Consider the following 21868-nt stretch of genomic DNA (forward strand, 5'->3'; position numbering starts at 1 on the left):
CTGGCTAGCTCTCAGCCTTGATCGCCTGCGCCAGTGTTTTCACGGCGTGGCCAATGTTCTTGTCCCAATCGAGGGTGAAGCTCAGGCGCAGATGCTGCAGCCAGGCGCCTTGCTGGCTGAAGATTTCACCGGGTGCGATGACGATCCGCTCAGCCAGCAAGCGTTCGAACACGCGGCGCATGTCCACCGGGCGCGCAGCCTTGAGCCAAAAACTCGCGCCGCCGTGGGGGACGGTCACTTCAAACTGGCCGTCGCCGTGCTGTTCCAGCAGGGCCTGCATCTTTCGCATGCGCTGGAGCAGCAGCGTCTGCAGGGATTTCAGGTGTTGGTCGATGCGCTTTGAGGCGTAGAGACGGGCGATGGCTTTCTGTCGAGTCGGCGACAGACGAAAGCCGCGCTGCTGAAACAATCGTTGCAATTGCTCGCCGTGCTGCCGACACAGGACATAGCCGTAAGGGGCTTCGGGGCCGATGATTTTGTCGAACGTCGAGAACACCAGCAGCTTGTCCGGGTCGGCAAAATCCCGATAACGCGCGGGTGAGGGCGAGAAACATACTTCGCCCCACGTATCGTTTTCGAACAGCCAGATCTCTCGCTCGGCCAGCCATTTACAGATCTGCTGTTTATCCTGCGCCGGCATCAGCGTGCCTTGGGGCATATTCACTGTAGAGGACAACACCGCCAGTCGCACCGGTTCGCGCGCAAGCAATACGCCGAGCGCGGGCAGATCGAAGCGGCCGTCGTCTCCCAGAGGCATTTCAATCACGCGAATTCCCGCTGTCTGCAAGGCCCGCAGAATCGCCCATGAGCAGGGCGACTCCACCAGCGCAACGCTGCCGCCAAGATTCAAGGCATTCAGCGACAACTCGAACACGCTGCGCAGATCGGCGCCGATGTAGACGTCGTCGGCTTGCCAATAGCAGCGAGCGGAGCGGGTGTAGTGTTCGGCCAGAACGCTGCGCAATTCGCTTTCGCCGAGTGACTGATAGAGCGGTGTGTGAGCTTGTGGATATTGGCGGGCCAGTTCGCGTTCGATCATCAACAGCGGGCCTTGCAGCGACAACAACAGCGCCGGGGCATCGCTGCTGAGGGCGAGCATGCCTGGCTGCCGGGCGCTGGCGAACACGGTGTCGAGAAGGCTCTCCGAGCGGGCACTCAACGCTGGGCTCGGCGCCTCTCGGGTGAAATAGCCGAACCGGGCCTTGGCGTGAATCCGGCCTTCATCTTCGAGCAGGGCATAAGCGTATTTGGTGGTCGACACTGAAACGCCAAGACGCAGCGCCAGTTCGCGCAGGGATGGCAGCTTTTGCTCGCGCTCGCCACGGGCGGTATCAATCAGACCGACGAGGTAGTGGTAGACCGCTTGATAGGCGAACGAACTATCGGTGTGTTTCGTCAATGCAGTCTTCCTTGATTGTCGGCCTGATGTTTTTCATCAAATTCTGCCGCTGCGGGCCAACGGTACTACATTGCGCAAAAGACGTGTTCTACGCCCATAAAAAGCCCGGCAAGCGCCGGGCGATATTGGATTTGCAGCGTTACGCCGCCATGTTTCCAGCGGCCATTTCCTTCTTGCAACTGGCCTTCATGGCCTCCATCTGCAGGCCCAGTTCTTCAAGCTTTTCCTTGCCCAGGAGCTTTTTCGCTTGCGGGAACATCTCCGTTTCTTCCTCTTCGATATGGTGCTCAAGCAGCTCTTTGACCACTTTCACCCGACCGGAAAACTCCGGTGTGCCCGGGTCGGTGAGTTTCAGGTCGGGCAGGACCAGAGAGTCGACGGTGCGGTGCTCTTCCTTGGCCTCGAAGTACATGATGTCCTGCTCTTTGCTGCCGGCTTCCTTGAACGCGGGGTAGAGAATTTCCTCTTCCAGGCGGGTGTGGATCGAGATTTCCATTTCCAGTTTGCCCAACAGTTCCACGCGTTTTTTCAGCGCCCGCTCCGTCGAGTCGCTCAGTTGGCTAAGGATGTCTTTGACTTTTGCATGATCGGCTTTGAGAAGGTCGATGGCGTTCATGTTGAGTGGCCTCTGCTGTCACGGAGTGAACACAGGCGCGTTGTCTCTCGGCGCTGTGAATGCTCTCAATCCATCGCATTTGTTGTGCCATTTTCATGCCTGACGTTCTGTCGCTATGGATCAAGGGCTTACGTGAATGCGGGCAAAAAGCCTTCGTGCAGCCTGCATGAACAGGGTGTTGCCGGCAGTGCAGATCACCGCTTTGCCGCGCTGGGGGCGCCGCTGATCCGAATCTGCAAAAGCCTTCTGAACTCGTTTTCGCATTGCTTTGCCGTATTGAGAACAGCAGGCATTTCACTCAAGCGAATGAGGAACTCACCATGCGAGCAATGACCTATCACGGCGCCCATGACATCAGAGTCGAAACCGTCCCGGACCCCATACTCGAAGCGCCCGACGACATCATCCTGCGAGTGACCGCCACGGCGATTTGCGGCTCGGACTTGCACCTGTATCGCGGCAAGATTCCGACCGTCGAGCACGGTGATATTTTCGGCCATGAGTTTATGGGCGTGGTCGAGGAATCCGGGTCGGCGGTGACGGCGGTACAGCGCGGTGACCGGGTGGTGATTCCATTTGTGATTGCCTGCGGTGATTGTTTTTTCTGCCAGCAAGAGCTGTACGCAGCCTGCGAAACGACCAACAGCGGCCCGGGCGGGGCCATGAATAAAAAGATCATTCCGCCGCCCGCAGCCTTGTTCGGCTACAGCCGCATGTACGGCGGCATTCCCGGTGGTCAGGCGGAATTGGTGCGCGTGCCCAAGGCGAATACCGGGCCGTTCAAGGTGCCGGGGACGCTGTCTGACGAGAAGGTGCTGTTCCTCTCCGACATCCTGCCGACCGCTTGGCAAGCAGTGACCAATGCCGGCATTGGCCCGGGCTCAAGCATCGCGATTTACGGCGCAGGGCCGGTCGGACTGCTCAGTGCGGCATGCGCAAAAATGCTCGGCGCCGAGCGGATTTTCATGGTCGATCACCACCCGTACCGGCTCGATTACGCGCAACGCACCTACGGCGTGATTCCAATCAACTTCGATGACGACGATGACCCGGCGGACACCATTATTCGCCAGACGCCCGGCAGTCGTGGCGTGGACGCGGTGGTCGATGCGGTTGGCTTCGAGGCCAAGGGCAGCACCACGGAAACCATTCTCGCCACGCTCAAGCTCGAGGGCAGCAGCGGCAAGGCGTTGCGCCAATGCATTGCCGCCGTGCGTCGCGGCGGCGTGGTCAGCGTGCCGGGCGTGTACTCGGGGTTCATTCATGGATTTCTGTTTGGCGATGCCTTCGATAAAGGCCTGACCTTCAAGATGGGCCAGACCCATGTGCAGCGCTATTTGCCGGAATTGCTCGACTACATCGAAACCGGACGGCTGCAGCCCGAAGCGATCATCACTCATCGGATGTCGCTGGAGCAGGTCGCCGAGGGTTACCGGATTTTCGACAAGAAAGAAGAAAACTGCCGCAAGGTCATTCTGACCCCCGGCAGCAGTGATGTGCCATTAGCGCAAATGGAAGAAATGCCGCCCTTGGTGCCCGCCTAAATAACCTGATCGGACGGGGCTTTGCCGAGTGCAAGCCCCGCGCCGAGGGCATTACGCCGAGCGATGATTGATATGCTTCGGCCCCGCCAACGCCCAGGCAATCAAGCCAAACAACGGCACAAACACGATCAACACGATCCACACACCCTTGTTGCTCGATTTTCCTTCGCTCTTGCGCACCCGATTGATGGCCCAAAGTTCGATTAGCAGAAGAACTGCCGCCAGTACGATCCACACGGTTTCGATTTGCATTGGCTACCTCCTGATGGTCTGTGCGTTAGGCGGCGTGAGTGGCGGCGGGTTCATTTCTTTTTATCCAGCGCATTGAGCTGCCGGGCCAGGTCGAGGGCCACACGGCCACTGGCAGCGGTGGGCAGCAGGTGGGTAAAGGGTATGTCGATCAGGCGGTTCTCACGCACGGCGCGCAGTTGCGAGAGCACCGGGTCGTGGTTCAGCAGGTAACGTTTGCGGCTGGCGGGCGACCAGTCGGCGTCGGCCAACAGAATAACGTCGGGGTCGCTGACCAGCAGGGTTTCGCGGCTGACCGTGACGCGATACTGGTTGAGGTCGGCGAACACATTGCGCGCACCGGCGGCGGCCAACAGTGTGGTGACGAAACCGCGCGAGCCTTCCGAATCCAGACCTTTGACTTCACTGTCGAGGTAGAACACTGACAGCGGTTTGCCGGGCTTGGCCAGAGCGCGGGCGCGGGTGAGATCGGCGTCCATCGCTTCGCTCAATTGCCGTGCCTGTGGCTGTTTGTGCAGCAGTTTGCCGAGGGTCAGCAAGTCGTTGCGCACATGGCCGAAGTAATCCAGCGAATGCCCGTTGCAAGCGGATTCCAGCAGATATGAACCCACGCCATTGCGCGCCAGCCCCGAGCGCGACGTCACGCCATCGCCAAACGCCGTGGCAAACCCACCGATCACCAGATCCGGCTTCTGCGCATACAGCACTTCGCTGGCCGGGTATTGCCGCGCGATCACGGGCACGCCGAAATACGCCGATGGCCGCTGACCGGCCTCGGTGTCATCCAGATACGCCACGCCCACCAGCGACGAACCTGCGCCCAACGCCAGCACCAGATCGGCAGCATGCTGATTCAGCGCGACGATGCGCGAAGGTTGCGCGGCGCGCCAGTTTTCCCCGCAGTTGCGGTAACTGTCGGCAAAGACCGGCGATGAACAGAGCAGGGCGCAAAGCCCATATATGAGCGCTCTCATGGTCGAACCTTGATCAGCAGGTCGGCGACCACTTCACCGCCGAGCAGATGCTTTTCGACCAGCCGCTGTACGTCGTCATGGCTGTGCACGCCATACCAACACCGTTCGGGGTACACCGTCAGCACCGGCCCGAGATTGCACGGAAACTGACAGTGCGTGCGGGTCAGCAACACGCCGTCGGGCGTCTCGATACGATCGTGCGCCAGCAGATGCCGGCGCAAGGTTTTCCATAACTGCTGGGCGCCACGCTGGGTGCAGCGCGGGCCGGTGCAGATGAATACGTGGCGCGCATGCTCGGGCACATGCGACCAGTCCGGGTGCGTGTCGACGCCGTCGACCTGGATGATTTCGCTCATCAGAAGCGGTACGTGTAGCGCAATTCGGAGGTGAACGGCCGGCCGAGGTTGTCGACGTTGCTCGAACGGCTGGTGACGTAATCGCGGTCGAACAGGTTCTCGACCAACAGGCTCACGCGATGTTGGTGGGCGCTGTCGAGGTAGCGATAGGTGTCGGCATCGACCACCGAATAATGGCCGTACTCGACCTGTTTCGAGCTGATCACATCGCGGATATAGCGGATCGCACCGCCGGCGCCCCACATACGGTTTTCCGACTCGTAGCCAACCCGCGAGCGGGCGAAGAAGCTCGGAATGTCATTGATCGTGACGCCGGCGCGGGACTCGGTGAGGTTGCGGGTCATGTCCGCTTGCAGGCTCCACTGATCGTTGAGCGCGAGTTTGGCGTCCGCCTCGAAACCGCGCATCTGGATCTGGCCGTCGCCGTTGACCCACTGCACGTCGTCGAGGGTGATCAGGTCGTCGATCTTGCGCTTGAACAGGGTCACGCTGGCGCTGAATTCACGTTCTAGCAGCAAGCCTTTGTAGTCGACCCCGAGTTCGGCGTTGCGGCTTTTCTCCGGTTTCAGATTGCGATTGCCGATCTCGTCGCCCGGCTCGTTGACGAACAGTTGCTCGGCGTTCGGCAGTTTGTACGCCGTGCCGTATTGGCCGCGCAGGGCCCAGTTGTCGTTGAGGTCGTACAGCGAAGTGAGCATGCCGACCGTGGCGCTATCACCGCCGCCCATGGCTTCGTGGCGGATGCCGATGCTCGGGTGCCAGTCGGGCAGGGCGTCGATTTGCGGGCGCAATTGGGTGTACACCGCGTGCGCTTCGGCCTTGTCGTTGTCGATGATCAGCACATCGTCCTGACCCTTGAACCATTGGTTGTCGGTGCCGAACACCAGCACATGCCCGCCGGACAATTCAGCCTTGCCTTCTGCCTGCACGCCCCAATCGGTGAAACCCCAGTAGTCGTTGTGGTTGATGACTTTAGTGCCACCGCCTTCGACGTTGTTGACGCGGGTGTAGCGCGTGTCCCAATCGTTGATGTGGCCTTTGACGAAGTAGCTCAGGCGCTCGTTGACGTTCTGTTCGAAGGTCGCCGTGGCGATCTGCTGCACGCGGTCGTTGGTGGTTTTGTGGTTGTCGACCGGGCGGGCGAAATCGAGGTTGGCGTCGGCGTATTGGTAGAACAATTCCAGCCGCGAATCATCACCGAACGACTGAATCGCCTTGCCGCCAAACGTGGTGACTTCGTAGGCGCGATTCTTCTCGGTGACGTTTTTCATCTCGCTGTTGCGATAGGGCTGGTAGCCATCGGAGACGTTGTGGCTGACGTACGCCAGCAAGCCGAGATCGCCGAAGCCATTGCTGAAGATATTCTCGACCCGCGCATCTTCAGTGGTGCCGCCAAACGTATCGACGCCGACGTTCACTTCACCGGCGGTTTTGCGCGATTGCGGGCTGCGGGTGACGATGTTGATCACACCGGAGACGGCTTGCGTGCCGAACAACAGACTCTGCCCACCCTTGAGCACTTCGATGCGTTCGATGGCGTTGGCTGGCAGGGTGTCGAGATAGAGGCCACCGTACAGACGGTTATTCAGGCGCACGCCGTCGAGCAGGATCAGCGTGTCGTCATTGCGTCCGCCCAATAGCGAATAGGTGCCGTAGTCGAACGGGCCATTCTTCGGCGCGACGTACAGGCCGGGAATGAACATCTGCATGACGCGGCTGACGTCGGCACTGGCCCCGGCGCGCTCGATCTGCTCGCGGGTGACGATCTCGACTTTGCTGCCGTAGTGCGCCATCTCGGCGACGGTGGTGGACTCGACCGAAGGCGCGGAAACGATTTGCTGATTGAGTTCCAGCGGTGCGTCATCGGCCAGCAGAGCAGGGCTGAACAGACAGCTGAACACACAGCTGAACAGAAGGGTTGGAACAGAGGTGTTGAAACGTCGAATCATTGTCTTCTCGAAAAGGATCTTCGCAGAAGAGCATGCAGGAGAAGGCATCGCGCACACGCCGACACCGGCCCATGCCCGCCCACCGCAGGATTTTGCCAAACGAAATTCCAGGCCGGTCTCCGGGCTCGCGCGTATCGAGGCTTTCACCTTCCCATGGCCGTCTGGCCACAGTGGTGTATTGAAAGCATCACGCGCATACCGTTGCGGGGGCAGCACCGGACTCGTTCAAAAAGAACCTACCGGTTTCCCGTTTCACCCCAAGCACGGCGGCAGGGGGCACCTGAAACAGGCCGGCATCTGAACATCCGACAGACCGTTCGTCAACTTGCCTGGCTGCAGGGTTAGGGGGGCGTGTGTGGCTGGGATGGTTGGCATTTCGCAAAACTTGTGGGAGCTGGCTTGCCAGCGATAGCGGTGGGTCAGTGATGGAGATGTTGGGTGTGCTGGCCAAATCGCTGGCAAGCCAGCTCCCAGAGGATTTTTGGTGTGGCTGGGATGGGTGGCATTTCGCAAAAACTGTGGGAGCTGGCTTGCCAGCGATGGAGGTGGGTCAGTGATGGAGATGTTGGGTGTGCTGGCCCAATCGCTGGCAAGCCAGCTCCCACAGGTTTCTGGTGGGTGCACAGAGTCCATGTTCGCCAGCATTGGTCGTTTGGCCCTGAAGGTTTAAAGTCCGCTTCAGGGTCAATCGCTACTCGGGTGAAACATGAAAATCGGTGAACTGGCAAAACTCAGCGGGTTGGCGCCTTCGCGTATCCGCTTTTACGAGGCCAGCGGTCTGATCAAATCGGTCGGGCGCAAGGCCAATGGTTATCGGGATTACGCGCCGGAAACCGAATGGATTCTGCAGATCATCACGGGCGCGCAATCGGCGGGGTTCTCGCTGGAAGAAATCCGCCAGTTGCTGCCGGTGAACGCGCAGGACTGGCAGCAGGAATCGATGCTGATCGGGCTCAAGCGCAAAGTCGAAGAAATCGAAATCCTCCAACAACGCCTGGCGCACAACAAGGCGCAGTTGCTGCGGGTCATCCATGGCATAGAGAGCAAACCCGCCGATGTCGGTTGTGCGGACAACGCGCAGTTGCTGATCAACCAGATGCGCGAAGAGAATGACGTCACGGCGAAATAAGCGGACTCGGTAAAAAGCCCTTGACCTTAAAGTTGGCTTTAATCTTATGGTTGTCCCACGCCCAATCGAGGACTCCTCATGAACGTGTTCGACAACGTGCTGCTCCCCAACGGTTCGAGCATCAAAAACCGCATCGCCAAAGCCGCCATGGAAGAGAACATGGCCGACGCCGATCAGGCGCCGTCCGCTGAGTTGCTGCGTCTGTATCAAGCCTGGGCCGACGGCGGTGCCGGTCTGCTGATCACCGGCAACGTGATGGTCGATGGCCGGGCGATGACCGGGCCCGGCGGCGTGGTGCTGCAAGACGATCGGCAACTGGCCAAGTTCAAGCGGTGGGCCCAGGTCGGTCGCTCTGGCGGGGCGCAATTCTGGCTGCAGATCAATCATCCGGGCCGGCAGATGCAGGCCAATCTCGGACAGAAAACCTGGGCGCCCTCGGCGGTGCCGCTGAACCTGGGCAGCCTGTCCAAACACTTCACCACGCCCCACGTGATGAGCGCAGAAGTGATCGCCGATGTTGTCCAGCGCTTCGCCCGCACCGCGAAACTCGGTGAACAGGCCGGGTTTACCGGGGTGGAAATCCACGCCGCCCATGGTTATCTGTTGAGCCAGTTCCTGTCGCCGCTGACCAATCAGCGCACGGACGAGTGGGGCGGTTCGCTGGCAAACCGCGCGCGGCTGTTGCTGGACATCGTCAAGGCTGTGCGCGCCGTGGTTTCTGCGCAGTTTGCCGTGGCGGTGAAGCTCAACTCGGCGGACTTCCAGCGCGGCGGCTTCAGTGCCGAGGACGCGCGGCAAGTGGTCGAGCTGCTCAATGATCTGGGCGTCGATCTGGTCGAGTTGTCCGGTGGCAGCTACGAAGCGCCGGCGATGCAGGGCGAGGCTCGCGACGGCCGCACCTTGGCCCGCGAGGCGTATTTCGTCGAGTTCGCCGGTGACATCCAGAAAGTCGCGAAGATGCCGGTGATGGTCACCGGTGGCGTACGTCGCCGCCCGATTGCGGAAATGGTCGTGCAGAGTGGCGTGGACATGGTCGGCATCGGCACGGCGCTGGCCATCGAACCCAATCTGCCGCGCGACTGGCTGCAAGGCCGCGACAGTGCCCCCGAACTGCCGCTAATCACCTGGAAGAACAAAGCCATGGCGTCGCTGGCCAACATGGCGGTGGTCAAGTTTCAGCTGCGCAAGCTCAGTCAGGCCCGGCAGACAGACCCGAACGTTTCGCCGTTGCGTGCGCTGATCATGCAGCAGATCGGCACGGCATTGCGCACCCGCCAATACCGCAAGTGGGTGGCCGCGCAATCCCTGTGAAGCTCAACCTTTAAGGGCAAGGTTGCGCAGGGTCACCAGCGCGGTGGCGCACAGGGTTTCGCGACCTTGCTTGACCGCATACAAATCCGCCGCGGCCACCGTGGTGTGGGTCGACGCATCAATCACCCGCCCTCTGGCGAGCAGCGTTTCGCCGTCTGCCGGCGCGATCAATTTGACCGTGAAATCGGTGGTCATGTTGATCCAGCCCGGCGGCAGTAGCGTGCCCGCCGCCGACCCTCCGGCGAAGTCCGCCAGCGCCCCGATGATCCCGCCCTGAAAATAGCCGTTGTGCTGGGTCAGTTCCTTACGGGTGACCTGCTCGATCTCGCAATGCCCAGGATTCAGGTCATTGAATTTGAACCCCAGCAATTTGGCCGCCGGCATGCTCAGCACGGCCATTTGTACGTGCTTGTCGTAATCCGGATTGGTGGCGGTGAATTCTTTCATGGGCTGGCTCCTGAGTGGTTGGTTTTGAAAGGCCATACGCAATGGCCGCTTTCCCTGTGAAGACTGGGTATAGCGCTTTCCAAACAAAACCCAAGGCTCGCGCAGCGTTATAAGAGGGTTGAATACCCCTTGATGCCAATGATCGCCCTCTACCCCTTTGGGGGTACTCACTCAGCGTGATAGGAAGTTTTGCCATGATCCGCATACTTGTCAGGCCTTTGACAGAGCCGTCTGCTTCCTGGCCAGGACGCTATTTTTCCGAAAGGTCTGACAATGAAACTGGAACTCGTACAGCTGGCGGGTCGCGATGGCGACACCGCTGACAACCTGGAGCAGGTCCTGCGCGCTATCGGTGAACTTACGCCGGGCAGCGATATCGTGGTGTTTCCCGAAGCGTATCTCACCGGTTTTCTCGACCACGACAACATTGCCCAGTACGCCGAACCGGTTGACGGCGATTGTGTTGAAACACTTTGCGCCGCCGCCCGCGAGCATGACGTCGCGGTGGTGGTCGGCCTGATCGAGCGCGAGGGCGAGCGCTTCTACAACACCACGCTGTTCATCACCCCGGAAAGCGGCGTGACCCTGCGTTATCGCAAGACCCACCTGTGGGTCGGCGAACCCGGTCTGGTGCTGCCCGGCGACCGTTTCACCACGGTGCATTGGCGCGGCGTGCGCATCGGTCTATTGATCTGCTACGACATCGAGTTCCCGGAAAGCGCCTGCGCACTGGCCGCGCTCGGTGCTGAGCTGATCCTGATTACCGACGGCAACATGCAGCCTTACGGCCACGTGCATCACACCGCCGTCGCCGCCAGGGCGCAGGAAAATCAGCTGTTCGCGGTGATGGTCAATCGGGTGGGCGAGGGCGTTGGTGAAGTGTTCGCTGGCGGCAGCACGGTGGTCGATCCGTTCGGTCAGCGCCTGTTCGAGGCCGGCGCAGAGGCGTGCCGACATGTCGTCGAACTGGACCTCGCGCAAATCGCCCCGGCCCGCGCACTGTATGACTATCGCGCCGAAAAACGCCTGCAGCTCGCCGCGCAAATCACTGAACACCCGGACGGTCGCCGAACGCTGCTGATCCCCTGAGCCTTGCGGTTTCGCACAACAACACTATCGCGGCGCACGGCCCATTGAGGCCGATCCGCCAGGAGCTTCCCATGACACTCAAGCGTTTGCTGCACCTCGGCGTGTTCACCGTTTGCGGGTTGGCCGCGGCCGTCAGTTGGGCACAGCCGGCCACAGTGAATTTCTACAACTGGTACGACTTCATCGCCCCCGAAGCACCGAAAGATTTCGAAAAGGAAACCGGCACACCGATGGTGCTCGACACCTTCGACAGTGCCGAAGTCATGCAAAGCAAGTTGATGGTCGGGCGCAGTGGTTACGACGTGGTCGTGGTGACCAATAGCGCGCTGCCCAACCTGATCAAAGCCGGCGTGCTGGAAGAACTCGACAACTCTCAGTTGAGCAACCGCAGCAATCTTGACCCCGATATTCTCGCCAAAGTGGCGCAGAACGATCCAGGCAACCGCTATTCGATTCCGTACCTGTGGGGCACCACCGGGATTGGTTACGACGTCGATCAGATCAAGAAGATCTTCGGCGACGAAGCGCCAACGGATTCCTGGGACCTGATCTTCAAAGAAGAAAACATCAAAAAGCTCAGCCAGTGCGGCGTGGCGATGCTCGATTCGCCCGGCGAGATCATCCCGATTGCCTTGCACTACCTCGGCTTGCCGCCCGACAGCACCAACCCGGATGACTACGCCAAAGCCGAAGCCTTGATGCTGAAAATCCGCCCGTACATCACCTATTTCGATTCGTCGCGGTTCATCACCGATCTGGCCAACGGCAACATCTGCGCGGTGGTGGCGTGGTCCGGCGGGGTGTTCGATGCGAAGACCAACGCTGAGCGCGCCAAGAACGGCCGCAACCTGGCGTATCGCATCCCGCGTGAAGGTTCGTCGGTGTGGATGGAAACGCTGGTGTTGCTCAAGGACGCGCCGCACCCGCAGCAGGGCATGCAATTCATCAACTACATGATGCGCCCCGACGTGATCGCGAAAAGCTCCAACTACCTCGGCTACCCCAACGGCAACAAGAGCGCGCTGGCGTTTGTCGATGAAAAGCTGCGGACTAACCCGGACGTCTACCCACCGGCCTCGACCCTGGCCACGCTGTTCCCGTCGCAGCCCTTGCCGCTGAAGATCGAACGGGTGCGCACGCGGGTCTGGAGCAAGGTCAAAAGCGGCACTTGAAGTATCTCCAGCGGTTACCTGATCAAGGATATGAATGCGTAACCGCGACCGGCGCCTCGATGCGCGCGCTGATCCACTCACGGCTGTACGCGAGCACGCTCTGCGCCATGGCCGTGGGGAAATGGATGAAACCGTGGGGCGAGGAGGGCAGCGTGTAGACCTCGACCGGGGCTGATGGCCGCCAGCGTTCGGCGATCATCAACGTGTCGTCGCGCAGCGGATCGAGTTCACCGGCAAACAGTAGCGCCGGTGGGAAACCACTGAAGTCGCCGTAGAGCGGCGACAAGCTGGGCTCGCGGCGCTGTTCATCGGTCAGCCCCGGCGTGAGCAGGCGCAATGCTTCGACCATGCCGGGGCCGTCGAGCACCAGCGTGTCAGACGGCGCGTTGCGTACGCTGGGCGTGCCGGTCAGGTCGTAGACGCCGTAATACAACAGCGCGCCGTGGATGCGTTGCAGCATCTCGGGCCACTGTCTCAGCGCCAGTAACGTCGCTGCGGCAAGATGACCGCCCGCCGATTCACCGACCATCACCACGGGCAGACCTTGAAACTCGTCATCGCTCAAAACCGCGCGAGTGGCGTTCAAACAGTCTTCCAGCAGGCCTTCAATTGGCGTCGAGACTGCCAAGCGATAATCGACCGAGACCACGGTGACGTTGCAGGTTTTGACGATGGCGACGTTGAAATTGTCGTCCATCTGCGCATTGCCGATCACCCAGCCGCCACCGTGAAAATCCAGCACCACGCCTTTCGACGGGCCTTGAGGGCGGATGATTCGCACCGGCACGGCGCGCATCGTTTTGCTTTCAGCTTTGAATCCGTGTTGGCGCAACTTGTTGTCGCCGCCGATCTGCCCGACCCGCAACAGCGCCTGAATCAAACGCGGCGTAAGGCGATTGCGGATCTTGAAACGCGGCAGCCAAGCGAGCTTCCGGTTGAAGGCGCGCACCTGCGCCAGCTCGCGCTCGCCCTGCGGCCACGGCGCTTCCTTGCCCCAATTGGCGTCGGTCATGTGCGGTTCTTCAGCAAGATGGAGAAATTCAACGCCGCCGCGACACACAGCCACGCCAGATACGGGAAAAGAATCAGCCCGGTGACCAAGTCCAGTTGCAGCGCCAGCACCACCATCGCCGCGACCACCAGCCACAGCAATACCAGAATCACCATCGCCGCCAACACCTGATGCGCGCCGAAGAACACCGGCGTCCACAGCGTGTTCAAGGCAATCTGCGCCGCCCACAGCGCCAGCACGGTTTGACTGCCGGGGATCAGGCTCAAGCGATAACCGGCCCAGGCCAGCAGCAGATAGATAATCGTCCACGCCACAGGAAACGCCCAGTTGGGCGGCGTGAAACCGGGTTTGTTCAGCCCTTCGTACCACGGCCCTGGTTTGAACATCACGCCAGTGGTCGCCGCTGCGGCGCAGGCCAGAAGAAAGATGAAAAAGGTCATCGCCGGTCCTTGGCTGCGTTCAGCCGGTTGTGGGTTATAAGAAAAGGACGCCCCGACGCGCGAAAAGTTTGCAGGGAAAATGAAATCGACCCGCGTCGGCATTCAGCGGGAACTAAAATTCTGACCGGAGCGTCAGGATGTTCAGTCCCTATTCACTGACGCGGATAACACCATGTACACCTACGACATCGAATACAAATTCAACGGCGAGCCACGCACGTTCCTGCTCGAACTCAAAGAGCCGCAACTGGCCGCCCATGACGCCGCCATGCATGTGCTGGAATTGCACTTGGGTGACGCCGAGAACAGTCTGGTCATGCCCACCGCCGATGCCACACCGGAACAGATTCTTGAGCAGGCCGAGCGGGTAGGGCTGACGGATATTCGAGTGGTCAGCCGCACCAACTGACCAGGCACTTCGCTGGTGGACGCTTAAGCCTCGATGGCATCGCGTTTAGCAGCGACGTTCTCGCGCTCTGCGTAGAACCGTAAAAACTCCTCCGCCGGCATCGCCTTGCCAAACAGCCAGCCCTGACCGAAATGCACGCCGTGATCGCGCAGGTAATCGCGCTGGGCTTCGGTCTCGATGCCCTCGGCGACAATCTGCAAACGCAGACTTTTGGCCATGGCGATGATATGGCCGGTCACGGTGCCGGTCGCGGCATCCTGATCGATGTTGTCAACGAACGATTTGTCGATCTTCAGCACGTCCAGCGGCAATTGCTGCAAATGCTGCAGGCTGGAAAACCCGGTGCCGAAATCGTCGATGGCGGCCCGATAACCCAGCTTGCGGGCGTGGTTGACCGTCGCGCGTGCGGCGTCGATCTCGACGAAACCACGCTCGGTGGCTTCCAGCCAGATTTGCTGTTGTTGTACGTCGGCTCGGTGCAACGCGGCTTCCAGTTTCGGCAGGAAGCGGCCGCTGCTGACGTCCTTCGCTGCCAGATTGATCGCCACGTGCAGGCTGCGCTCCTTGACCAGCAGCGGGCCGAGGTCGTGCATCACGTTGTCGATCACTTGGTCGGTGATCGGCAGAATCAAACCACTGTGCTCGGCCAGCGGAATGAACGCATCGGGGCAGACCCGCGTGCCGTCCGGGTGCTGCCAGCGCACTAACGCTTCGGCGCCGACGCAGGCACCGTCGCTCAGGCGCATGATCGGTTGGTAGTGAACGACGAATTCGCGGTTTTTCACCGCCAACTGCAATTCGGCCAGCGGCGACAGGCGTTGGCGCGTGCGGCGCACAATCAGCAACACCAGCAGGCCGGCGAGCAACCCGCCGATGGGCAGCATCAGCAATTCACGGCGGATCAGGCCTTGCATCAGTTCATGACGTGACAACGCGGCAATCGCCACCCAGTCGCCGCTGTGCACGAGGGTGTAGAGGTAACCGTCGTCAAGCCCCGAGTGCGGGCCGGAGTGCACGCGCGCGAGGAAGTGTTCGGCGCCGGGGCGTGAAGCACTGACCAATTGCCCGGCAGCGGTGCCGACGGCCAGGTGCAGATCCCCTTCGAGGGTTACATGCAGGAACTGCTGCGGATCGACCAGCACATTGAACGCGGCGTATTGCAGGGCCATCATCGGCTTCGCCGCGACGATGCGCGACTGCACGCCGAGGGACACGCGCACGCCGTCAGCGGTGATGAAATCCTCCTGCCACGGCGTCGCATGCTGGCCGACCGCGCCCCACGATCCGCAGGCGTAAATCTCTTCTTCGACGTAACCGATGGACTTCACCGACAGGGTATTGATGGTCAGCAGGCGCATCTCGTCGATGCTCTCGGGCGTGCACGGGGCGAGGGTCGAACCGGCGATGCTTTTCAGCGCCCCGGCGGCTTCAGTGAAAGTGCCGTTGGCGCGGCTGGACGCCACGGCGGCAAGGGTTTCCAGCCGCTGCTGCGCCGCCGCCAGATTCAACACCCAGGCGACGTAACCCATCAAAAGGACCGGAAGCAAGACACACGGAAGGCCCAGAAGAATGCTCTTCCAGACAATGCGTTTTTTGTTCATTTGTCGCCACCTTGGCCTCAAGGCCTGTGACGTGCGCACAGCACGGCTGTTTTCAGCCATTTCAGAATATCGCTGCCGGTGTTGGTGAGTATTGCTGTAGATCAAACATCCCGCTGACTCCCCACAATCCCCTGTAGGAGTGAGCCTGCTCGCGATGGCGGTGGATCAGTCACATCATTGCTGAATGAGCTACCGCCATCGCGAGCAGGCTCACTCCTACAGGTTTTGTGGCAAGACCCAACATCTCCAGCAATCCCGAGCTCCTTGTGTGAGCTGGCTTGCCAGCGATTAGGCCAGCACAACCAACATCCTCACTGCCTGACACACCGCCATCGCCCGATGGACAATTCACGCACCCCACGGCCCATTCGCGCAGGCATTTTTGCGCTGCGCGAATTTGTCATATTCCGTCCCCATTCAGTGCAGATAGTAGGCAGCCCAACGCTAACCGAAATGAGGCTGCACCGTGTTCCAACGTCTGCTGTGTTCGCTGTCCGTACTGAGCCTGTCCATTGCCGCTGCCAACGCTGCCGAGCCAGTTCTGCTCGACACCCCGCGCCTGAAAGGCATGGACAATTTCCGTGATGTCGCCGGCACCACCACTGCGTACTCCACCGCCCACGATGGCACCATGCGTGCCGGGGTGTTCTATCGCGCCAACGCCGTGACCCCGACCGCTGCAGACCTGGCGATCCTCAACGGCCTCGGCATCAAAGCCGTCTACGACCTGCGCACCACCAGCGAAATCGCCGCCACCCCGGACACCCTGATCAGCGGCGCGACCTACCAGAACATCGACATCATCGGCAGCACCACTTCCGGCGCGAACATCACCACGGTCTCCTTCAAAAGCGCCGCCGACGCCATCGCCATGATGGAACAGACCAACCGCGCCTTCGTCAGCGACGCCGGCATGCGCGGTCAGTTCAACAAACTCTTTAACGAACTGGCGACGACCGACGGCGCGCAACTGTTCCACTGCACCGCCGGCAAGGACCGCACTGGCTGGACCGCCGCCGTGTTGCAGAGCATCGCCGGTGTCGACAACGCAACCATCATGGCCAACTACCTGGCGACCAACGACTACACCGCCGCCCGCGTCGCCGCCACGTTGAAAGCGATGCCCGCCAGTATGGCCGCCGTGTATGAGCCACTGCTCGGCGTTCAGGCCAGCTACCTTCAGGCCGGCCTCGACGAAGTCACCGCCGAATACGGCAGCATGGACAACTACCTCAAACAAGGCCTCGGCCTGTCGCAGGAAACCATCTACGTCCTGCGCGGCAAACTGGTCGAATACAACAGCCTGCCGGGTCAGGCCGGGCTGATCGGCAACGCCGCCGCCGGCGCCGAACTGCTCCGCGAATTGCAGAACAGCAATCTGTCCGGCACCTACAGCGCCTACAACTACTACCTGCAATCGGCCATCGACGCCGGCACCCTCGGTGGTGTCGAATCCCAGGTCGGCGGCCAGGTGCACGCCGACGCCGCCAGCTACCTGCTGCGCCAAAACGCGATGATCGAACAAGCCGCCGCACCGTTCGCCAGCGGCAGCGACCTCAAAGTCGGCCAATACCGCCTCTGGACCACCGCGCTCGCCGGCTACCTCGGCACCGACGGCTCGGCCCACGCCGAGAGCAGCAATGAACACAGCCAAGGCCTGATGGTCGGCATCACCCAACGCTTCAGCGAACAGCTCAGCGCACGCGGCGGATTCGGCTACAGCAACGGCACGGTCGGCGGCGCGGGGGGCGAGGCTGACACCGACTTCACCTTCCTCAACATCGGCGCCCGCTACGGTTTCGCCAGCCTGGAACAAGGCCTGTTCCTCGACGCCAACGCCAGCGCCGGCTACGTCGACTACGACAGCAAACGCGACCTCGGCGGCGGCCTCGGCACCGCCAAGGGCGACAGCCACGGCAACCTCAGCGGCGCCACCGTCGCCCTCGGCTACCGCGCCCCGGTCAACGGCATGATCTTCGAACCAAGCCTGGGTTTCCGAATCAGTCACCTCGACCTCAACGGCTTCACAGAGAAGGGCAGCGAACTCTCCCTCGACGTCGACGACAACAGCGCCACCCGCCGCAGCGCCGTCGCCAACCTCAACGTCGCCTTCGCCCCAATGGCGATGGGCGCATGGCAACTGGTGCCCGGCGTACAAGTGGGATACGAACGCACACTCGGCGACAACCAGGTCGACAGCCAAAGCCACCTGCTAGGCCTGGACATCGAACAACGCGCCGCCTTCGACAACCGCGACCAATTCAGCGGCGGCGTCAACCTCATGGCCAACCTCGGCGCCCTTAGCCTGGGCGCAGAAGTCGGCGCCAACGGCGGCGGCGACAGCCACGGCTTTAACGGCGGCCTAAAGGCCAGCTACGCGTTCTAAAACAAGTGGGGGTCAGGGCGACCCCCAATTCAACCAACACCACAGCTTCTTTGGGTTGCTATCAATCTGAAGCACACCACAAACCCCTGTGGGAGCTGGCTTGCCAGCGATTGGGCCAGCCCAGCCAACATCACCATCGACTGACCCACCGCCATCGCTGGCAAGCCAGCTCCCACAGTTTTTGTGGACTGCCATCAATCCCAACCACCCCTCAAAACAAATGTGGGAGCGAGCTTGCTCGCGAAAGCGCCAGATCAGCCAACACAAAAGTCGACTGACCCACCGCCATCGCGAGCAATCTCGCTCCCACAATCAGCATTCCAACTTAAGAACCGATCAACCCCGGGCCCGAAACTCCGCCGGACTCACCCCAAAAGCCCCCTGAAAATACTGACAAAACCGCCCCACATTACTAAACCCAAACCTTAACGCCACCTCCGTCACCGACCCGGCATGCCGCTGCTTCAACAGCTCATAAGCCCGCTCCAGCCGCACTTGCCGCTGATACGCCACAATCGACGTCCCGACAAACCGCCGAAACCCCTCCTGCAGCGCCCGCTGACTCACATTGCTCAACCGCGCCAGATCCACACCACTCACCAACTGCTCCGGATGCGCCTGAATAAACTCAACCGCCAACTTCACATGCCGTGGCGCAACCATCGCCGTCGGCCGCCGCAACGCCTCGGAAAAGTTATGCGGCCACGCCTCCAACACCGCATCAATCAACATCTCGCGCAACCGCGACGGCATCAGCGTCCCGCTATTGATCAACAAATCAAACTCGGTGCCGGTAGCCAGATCGATCAACGCCTTGATCCCCTGAAACGCCGCCGAATCCAGATTCACACTCGGCTCAAACACAATCCTTTCCAGAATCGGTTTGCCCAACAGCGCCGCCAACCGCTCAGTCAGCTGATGCCGACTGATCGACATCCCGTGATGCGCATGATCATCAAAGAAACGCATCGAGCGAATGTCCGCCTTATCAATCGCCAGGCCAACATGGGATTCACCGATAGACTCTGTAGCGTGGTTAAAAACAATCTTGCCCGCCGTAGGAATAACGAACGTGATCTCGTCCTGCGGATCGGGAAAAGCAACCGTGAAATCCCCGCGATAATGCATCCGCCGAAAACTCACCCCCTCATGCCGCCCATAAACCCCACCAATCATAATGTTCGACGGCAGCGGCGGATTGTCGGCATAGCGATTACCAAACAACTTCGAAAAGAGCGCACCGAAGTCATCGGAACGAAGATTGTCGGAGCGCAGAATGATTTGCTGGCGAACAGGAGACGGAAACACCTTGGCGGCACCTTCGGTTGGGGGCTCTAGGACAGGGGTGAGGGGTAGGGCGCCGACGAGGTTAGCAGAGGAAATATGACCGGTTTGTGACAACCGGAAACATGCCGTAACACCGCCACGCCACGTTTAAGCAAAGGACACTCGGCAGCCAATCGCCGACATGGCAACCTGCTCGCCACTGTACTCAGCGAGCAAACACAGGTGGCGCGCCAAGTCCCAGCCCCTGTTTGCCCAGCCCTGAAAGCCCAAAATCATCGGAGCGGCAATGCAAGCCAACACGCAAACACTCCCCATCACCCTGACCCCGGAACTCGACTTCGACCAAACCGCCGCCAGCGCTTTCGGCGAATCGCTGACCCACGCATACACCCAAGCCACGCCATTCCCGCACATCGTCATCGACAACTTCCTGCAAGCCGACGTCATCGCCAGCATCCGCGAACACTTCCCGGTCGAACCGACCAACAACGAACAGATCTACGAGCGCGGCTACAAAGGCCAACTCAAACGCCAGATCAGCCCCAACGCCTGCAGCCCCTACCTGAAGAACGTCTTCAACGCCTTCAACTCCGCACCCATGCTCGAGTTCCTCGAAAAACTCACCGGCATCCAAGGCCTGATCCCCGACCCTTATTTCGCCGGCGGCGGCCTGCACGAAACCAAAACCGGCGGCTTCCTCGGCGTGCACTCGGATTTTCGACTAAACAAAAAGCTCAACGTCGAGCGACGGCTGAACGTGATCATTTACCTGACCGAGAACTGGCAGGACGCGTACGGCGGCAACCTGGAGCTTTGGGATGTGGGGATGAAGAAGTGCCTGAAGAAGGTGCTGCCGATTTACAACCGGTGTGTGATTTTCAATACGGATAAGGACAGCAATCATGGGCATCCGGAGCCGTTGACTACGCCGGAAGGCATCACTCGGCGGTCGATTGCGCTTTATTACTACACGGCGAGTGGGGTGGGGGTTGAGCCGGGGCAGAGGAATAAAACGCACTATAAGCCGCGGCCGAAGGATCGTGTGAGTTTGAAGTATTACTTGAATAAATTGTTTAAGAGGAAGGGGTGAGGAGGCTGCGTAATCAGGGAAGCAGCCGTTTCTTGGACTGGGTGGTGAGCAGCTGGTGTTGTTCAGCTTTCGGCCAATCGTTGCCATTCACGAAAGGCTGCTGTCGGCCAAAGGCAGCCGCTCAGCAGCGGAGTCTTTCGACCCTTTGCAGCCATCGTAGACGCTTCAGTGACCGTAAACGGAGAGCAATCGGGAAGTGATTACCCCACTTTTGAACCTCAAGGCGACGCAGTTTTCTCCTTCACATCATAGTTTTTTTTCTTCGCAAAGACTCCGCCAACGACTGTCGGCTCTATAAATAAAATCTTTCTCTTGCTAGCTCCAGGACCATAGGGCTGCATTCGAAAGTGCCCCTTCCTCCAATGTGTACGTTTTTCTTTTACATTTCTCGCGTGATCAAATCCCGCGTCAGACTCATAGATGACATTATCCACTGGACTAATTACAACTCTGTCATAGGTCTTCCGAAGCTTATCTTCAAACTTGCGAATTTTGCCTAGGCCTTTCAATGAGGTTATTTTTTTTCGAAGTTCCTTTCGCTCATTGAAAGCAGTATCGCGATATTGCTTGCAATTGATGAATAATAGAACCTTGGCCATGTGATTTAATGTTTCAGATAGATATCTCATATCGCCTGTAAAGTCATCGTCATGGCCGTACTTTTCCTCGACGCTACTGAGCTCTTGCTTTATTGTTCGCATCCCATCCTGTATGTAAAATCCTTGCACTCGCAGTGCGTCATCTTCGACATGTGATTTACCCAGTGGCGAACCGGTAAACATCAAATCCAGAATTCTCAACGGCTTGTTCACATCCACCATTGGGCTATCAGTGTAACGCTTCATCTCTACTGAACCCGGATTAATCTGGGTTTCGCTTATATAAACGCCTTCAAGTATGTGCTCATGCGTAGATTCGTTATATACCTTTAGTGATGAGTTCCGGCTCTCTGTGAACTCGATGTAGCAAGTTTTAAATGGAGGTCGGAGATAATCTACTGGAACGTCATCGCCAATCTCTGTCTGTTCCAAAATCTCGTCGAGAAAATTTGATGTCGTCAAGATGTTGCCATCTTGGCGCCTGAATTTGTAAGAGTAGAGCGTTGTACTTAGGGCGATTCCCGCCATATGGTCCGTTAAGTTGTCGGAGCGATACAAAGAAAATATATCAGGCCGGAGCCTCATCATCGTCTGTGTTAAGTAGTCTATCGAACAAGTTTCAATATCCAACCCGGTGAAGACCTCGTCGTAAACTTGGTCCCTCGCCCGCGTGCTCATTTCAGTATATTTTGAACAGGTGATCCTTACCGGATGTGGCAACTTGTATGTGATGTCCATATTCTTCCAATCTACCAGTTAAATAAACGAGACTCTCAGGTGCGCCTATCGCTGCGAATTAGTCCACTATA

General features: G+C 59.5%; 20 protein-coding genes and 1 riboswitch. Of the genes, 8 read left to right on the plus strand and 12 right to left on the minus strand.

The features are described 5' to 3' along the window. Nucleotides 1–4: 4 nt before the first annotated feature. Both EJA71_RS10180 and EJA71_RS10185 read right to left on the minus strand, forming a co-directional pair. Nucleotides 5–1399: a PLP-dependent aminotransferase family protein gene (locus tag EJA71_RS10180; protein ID WP_158956491.1), complete on the minus strand. Its 1395-nt coding sequence runs from the start codon at nt 1397–1399 to the stop codon at nt 5–7. Between the two features lie 139 nt (nt 1400–1538). Further along, complete coding sequence (locus EJA71_RS10185; protein ID WP_158956493.1) at nt 1539–2015, minus strand: hemerythrin domain-containing protein; 477 nt, start codon at nt 2013–2015, stop codon at nt 1539–1541. Nucleotides 2016–2335: 320 nt separating this feature from the next. On the opposite strand from EJA71_RS10185, the gene EJA71_RS10190 reads away from it, so the two are divergent. Continuing rightward, the gene (locus EJA71_RS10190) at nt 2336–3559 is read left to right on the plus strand and encodes a zinc-dependent alcohol dehydrogenase (RefSeq protein WP_158956495.1); all 1224 of its coding nucleotides are present in this window, start codon (nt 2336–2338) and stop codon (nt 3557–3559) included. A 51-nt stretch (nt 3560–3610) separates the two neighbouring features. Here EJA71_RS10190 and EJA71_RS10195 read toward each other — a convergent pair whose 3' ends face one another. Genes EJA71_RS10195 through EJA71_RS10210 form a run of 4 tightly spaced genes read right to left on the minus strand, consistent with a single transcriptional unit; the run spans nt 3611 to nt 7087 of the window. Beyond that, nucleotides 3611–3811 (minus strand): PLDc N-terminal domain-containing protein, encoded by a 201-nt coding sequence (locus EJA71_RS10195; RefSeq protein ID WP_158956497.1) that lies wholly within the window; start codon nt 3809–3811, stop codon nt 3611–3613. A gap of 50 nt (nt 3812–3861) precedes the next feature. Then, nucleotides 3862–4782: an ABC transporter substrate-binding protein gene (locus tag EJA71_RS10200; RefSeq protein ID WP_158956499.1), complete on the minus strand. Its 921-nt coding sequence runs from the start codon at nt 4780–4782 to the stop codon at nt 3862–3864. After that, entirely contained in the window at nt 4779–5138 is a 360-nt protein-coding gene (locus EJA71_RS10205) for a ferredoxin (RefSeq protein ID WP_158956501.1), read from the minus strand. The genes EJA71_RS10200 and EJA71_RS10205 overlap by 4 nt, the downstream gene beginning before the upstream one ends. Continuing rightward, complete coding sequence (locus EJA71_RS10210; protein ID WP_158956503.1) at nt 5138–7087, minus strand: TonB-dependent siderophore receptor; 1950 nt, start codon at nt 7085–7087, stop codon at nt 5138–5140. Before EJA71_RS10210 ends, EJA71_RS10205 begins: the two co-directional genes overlap by 1 nt. Nucleotides 7088–7179: 92 nt before the next feature. Beyond that, nucleotides 7180–7386, minus strand: a riboswitch (cobalamin riboswitch). A 407-nt stretch (nt 7387–7793) separates the two neighbouring features. On the opposite strand from EJA71_RS10210, the gene EJA71_RS10215 reads away from it, so the two are divergent. Continuing rightward, nucleotides 7794–8216: a MerR family DNA-binding transcriptional regulator gene (locus EJA71_RS10215; protein WP_158956505.1), complete on the plus strand. Its 423-nt coding sequence runs from the start codon at nt 7794–7796 to the stop codon at nt 8214–8216. A gap of 78 nt (nt 8217–8294) precedes the next feature. Continuing rightward, nucleotides 8295–9527 (plus strand): NADH:flavin oxidoreductase/NADH oxidase family protein, encoded by a 1233-nt coding sequence (locus tag EJA71_RS10220; protein WP_158956507.1) that lies wholly within the window; start codon nt 8295–8297, stop codon nt 9525–9527. Nucleotides 9528–9530: 3 nt separating this feature from the next. Here EJA71_RS10220 and EJA71_RS10225 read toward each other — a convergent pair whose 3' ends face one another. Beyond that, nucleotides 9531–9974 (minus strand): PaaI family thioesterase, encoded by a 444-nt coding sequence (locus EJA71_RS10225; protein WP_158956509.1) that lies wholly within the window; start codon nt 9972–9974, stop codon nt 9531–9533. A gap of 273 nt (nt 9975–10247) precedes the next feature. Between EJA71_RS10225 and EJA71_RS10230 the strand changes: the two genes are divergently transcribed. Next, nucleotides 10248–11063 (plus strand): carbon-nitrogen hydrolase family protein, encoded by an 816-nt coding sequence (locus EJA71_RS10230; protein ID WP_158956511.1) that lies wholly within the window; start codon nt 10248–10250, stop codon nt 11061–11063. Between the two features lie 71 nt (nt 11064–11134). Then, complete coding sequence (locus EJA71_RS10235; RefSeq protein WP_158956513.1) at nt 11135–12235, plus strand: polyamine ABC transporter substrate-binding protein; 1101 nt, start codon at nt 11135–11137, stop codon at nt 12233–12235. Between the two features lie 22 nt (nt 12236–12257). Here EJA71_RS10235 and EJA71_RS10240 read toward each other — a convergent pair whose 3' ends face one another. Then, entirely contained in the window at nt 12258–13247 is a 990-nt protein-coding gene (locus tag EJA71_RS10240; protein WP_158956515.1) for an alpha/beta hydrolase, read from the minus strand. Then, nucleotides 13244–13687, minus strand: coding sequence for a TspO/MBR family protein (locus EJA71_RS10245; RefSeq protein WP_158956517.1), 444 nt, complete (start codon nt 13685–13687; stop codon nt 13244–13246). The genes EJA71_RS10240 and EJA71_RS10245 overlap by 4 nt, the downstream gene beginning before the upstream one ends. 172 nt (nt 13688–13859) lie before the next feature. Between EJA71_RS10245 and EJA71_RS10250 the strand changes: the two genes are divergently transcribed. Next, entirely contained in the window at nt 13860–14096 is a 237-nt protein-coding gene (locus tag EJA71_RS10250) for a hypothetical protein (RefSeq protein WP_158956519.1), read from the plus strand. 23 nt (nt 14097–14119) lie between these two features. On the opposite strand, the gene EJA71_RS10255 is transcribed toward EJA71_RS10250, so the two are convergent. Further along, nucleotides 14120–15625, minus strand: coding sequence for an EAL domain-containing protein (locus EJA71_RS10255; RefSeq protein WP_256671623.1), 1506 nt, complete (start codon nt 15623–15625; stop codon nt 14120–14122). Nucleotides 15626–16163: 538 nt separating this feature from the next. Here EJA71_RS10255 and EJA71_RS10260 point away from each other — a divergent pair. Further along, a complete protein-coding gene (locus EJA71_RS10260; RefSeq protein WP_158956523.1) occupies nt 16164–18083 on the plus strand; it encodes a tyrosine-protein phosphatase in 1920 nt (639 codons plus the stop codon). A gap of 336 nt (nt 18084–18419) precedes the next feature. Here EJA71_RS10260 and EJA71_RS10265 read toward each other — a convergent pair whose 3' ends face one another. Then, complete coding sequence (locus EJA71_RS10265) at nt 18420–19391, minus strand: AraC family transcriptional regulator (protein ID WP_158956525.1); 972 nt, start codon at nt 19389–19391, stop codon at nt 18420–18422. Between the two features lie 265 nt (nt 19392–19656). Here EJA71_RS10265 and EJA71_RS10270 point away from each other — a divergent pair, with 265 nt between their 5' ends. Further along, complete coding sequence (locus EJA71_RS10270) at nt 19657–20460, plus strand: 2OG-Fe(II) oxygenase (RefSeq protein WP_158956527.1); 804 nt, start codon at nt 19657–19659, stop codon at nt 20458–20460. 218 nt (nt 20461–20678) lie between these two features. Here the strand turns inward: EJA71_RS10270 and EJA71_RS10275 are convergent, their stop codons facing one another. Continuing rightward, nucleotides 20679–21797, minus strand: a complete 1119-nt coding sequence (locus EJA71_RS10275) for a hypothetical protein (RefSeq protein ID WP_158956529.1) — start codon at nt 21795–21797, stop codon at nt 20679–20681. Nucleotides 21798–21868: the final 71 nt, after the last annotated feature.

The organism is Pseudomonas sp. PB106, assembly GCF_009764645.1.
Taxonomy (GTDB): Bacteria; Pseudomonadota; Gammaproteobacteria; order Pseudomonadales; family Pseudomonadaceae; genus Aquipseudomonas.

Bases quoted from the DNA above. Each gene is read 5' to 3' on its own strand.
- EJA71_RS10250 (WP_158956519.1), top strand. From the start codon at position 13,860: ATGTACACCTACGACATCGAATACAAATTCAACGGCGAGCCACGCACG.
- EJA71_RS10275 (WP_158956529.1), bottom strand. From the start codon at position 21,797: ATGGACATCACATACAAGTTGCCACATCCGGTAAGGATCACCTGTTCA.
- EJA71_RS10270 (WP_158956527.1), top strand. From the start codon at position 19,657: ATGCAAGCCAACACGCAAACACTCCCCATCACCCTGACCCCGGAACTC.
- EJA71_RS10200 (WP_158956499.1), bottom strand. From the start codon at position 4,782: ATGAGAGCGCTCATATATGGGCTTTGCGCCCTGCTCTGTTCATCGCCG.
- EJA71_RS10215 (WP_158956505.1), top strand. From the start codon at position 7,794: ATGAAAATCGGTGAACTGGCAAAACTCAGCGGGTTGGCGCCTTCGCGT.
- EJA71_RS10240 (WP_158956515.1), bottom strand. From the start codon at position 13,247: ATGACCGACGCCAATTGGGGCAAGGAAGCGCCGTGGCCGCAGGGCGAG.
- EJA71_RS10210 (WP_158956503.1), bottom strand. From the start codon at position 7,087: ATGATTCGACGTTTCAACACCTCTGTTCCAACCCTTCTGTTCAGCTGT.
- EJA71_RS10205 (WP_158956501.1), bottom strand. From the start codon at position 5,138: ATGAGCGAAATCATCCAGGTCGACGGCGTCGACACGCACCCGGACTGG.
- EJA71_RS10185 (WP_158956493.1), bottom strand. From the start codon at position 2,015: ATGAACGCCATCGACCTTCTCAAAGCCGATCATGCAAAAGTCAAAGAC.
- EJA71_RS10190 (WP_158956495.1), top strand. From the start codon at position 2,336: ATGCGAGCAATGACCTATCACGGCGCCCATGACATCAGAGTCGAAACC.
- EJA71_RS10245 (WP_158956517.1), bottom strand. From the start codon at position 13,687: ATGACCTTTTTCATCTTTCTTCTGGCCTGCGCCGCAGCGGCGACCACT.
- EJA71_RS10230 (WP_158956511.1), top strand. From the start codon at position 10,248: ATGAAACTGGAACTCGTACAGCTGGCGGGTCGCGATGGCGACACCGCT.
- EJA71_RS10235 (WP_158956513.1), top strand. From the start codon at position 11,135: ATGACACTCAAGCGTTTGCTGCACCTCGGCGTGTTCACCGTTTGCGGG.
- EJA71_RS10195 (WP_158956497.1), bottom strand. From the start codon at position 3,811: ATGCAAATCGAAACCGTGTGGATCGTACTGGCGGCAGTTCTTCTGCTA.
- EJA71_RS10255 (WP_256671623.1), bottom strand. From the start codon at position 15,625: ATGGGTTACGTCGCCTGGGTGTTGAATCTGGCGGCGGCGCAGCAGCGG.
- EJA71_RS10220 (WP_158956507.1), top strand. From the start codon at position 8,295: ATGAACGTGTTCGACAACGTGCTGCTCCCCAACGGTTCGAGCATCAAA.
- EJA71_RS10225 (WP_158956509.1), bottom strand. From the start codon at position 9,974: ATGAAAGAATTCACCGCCACCAATCCGGATTACGACAAGCACGTACAA.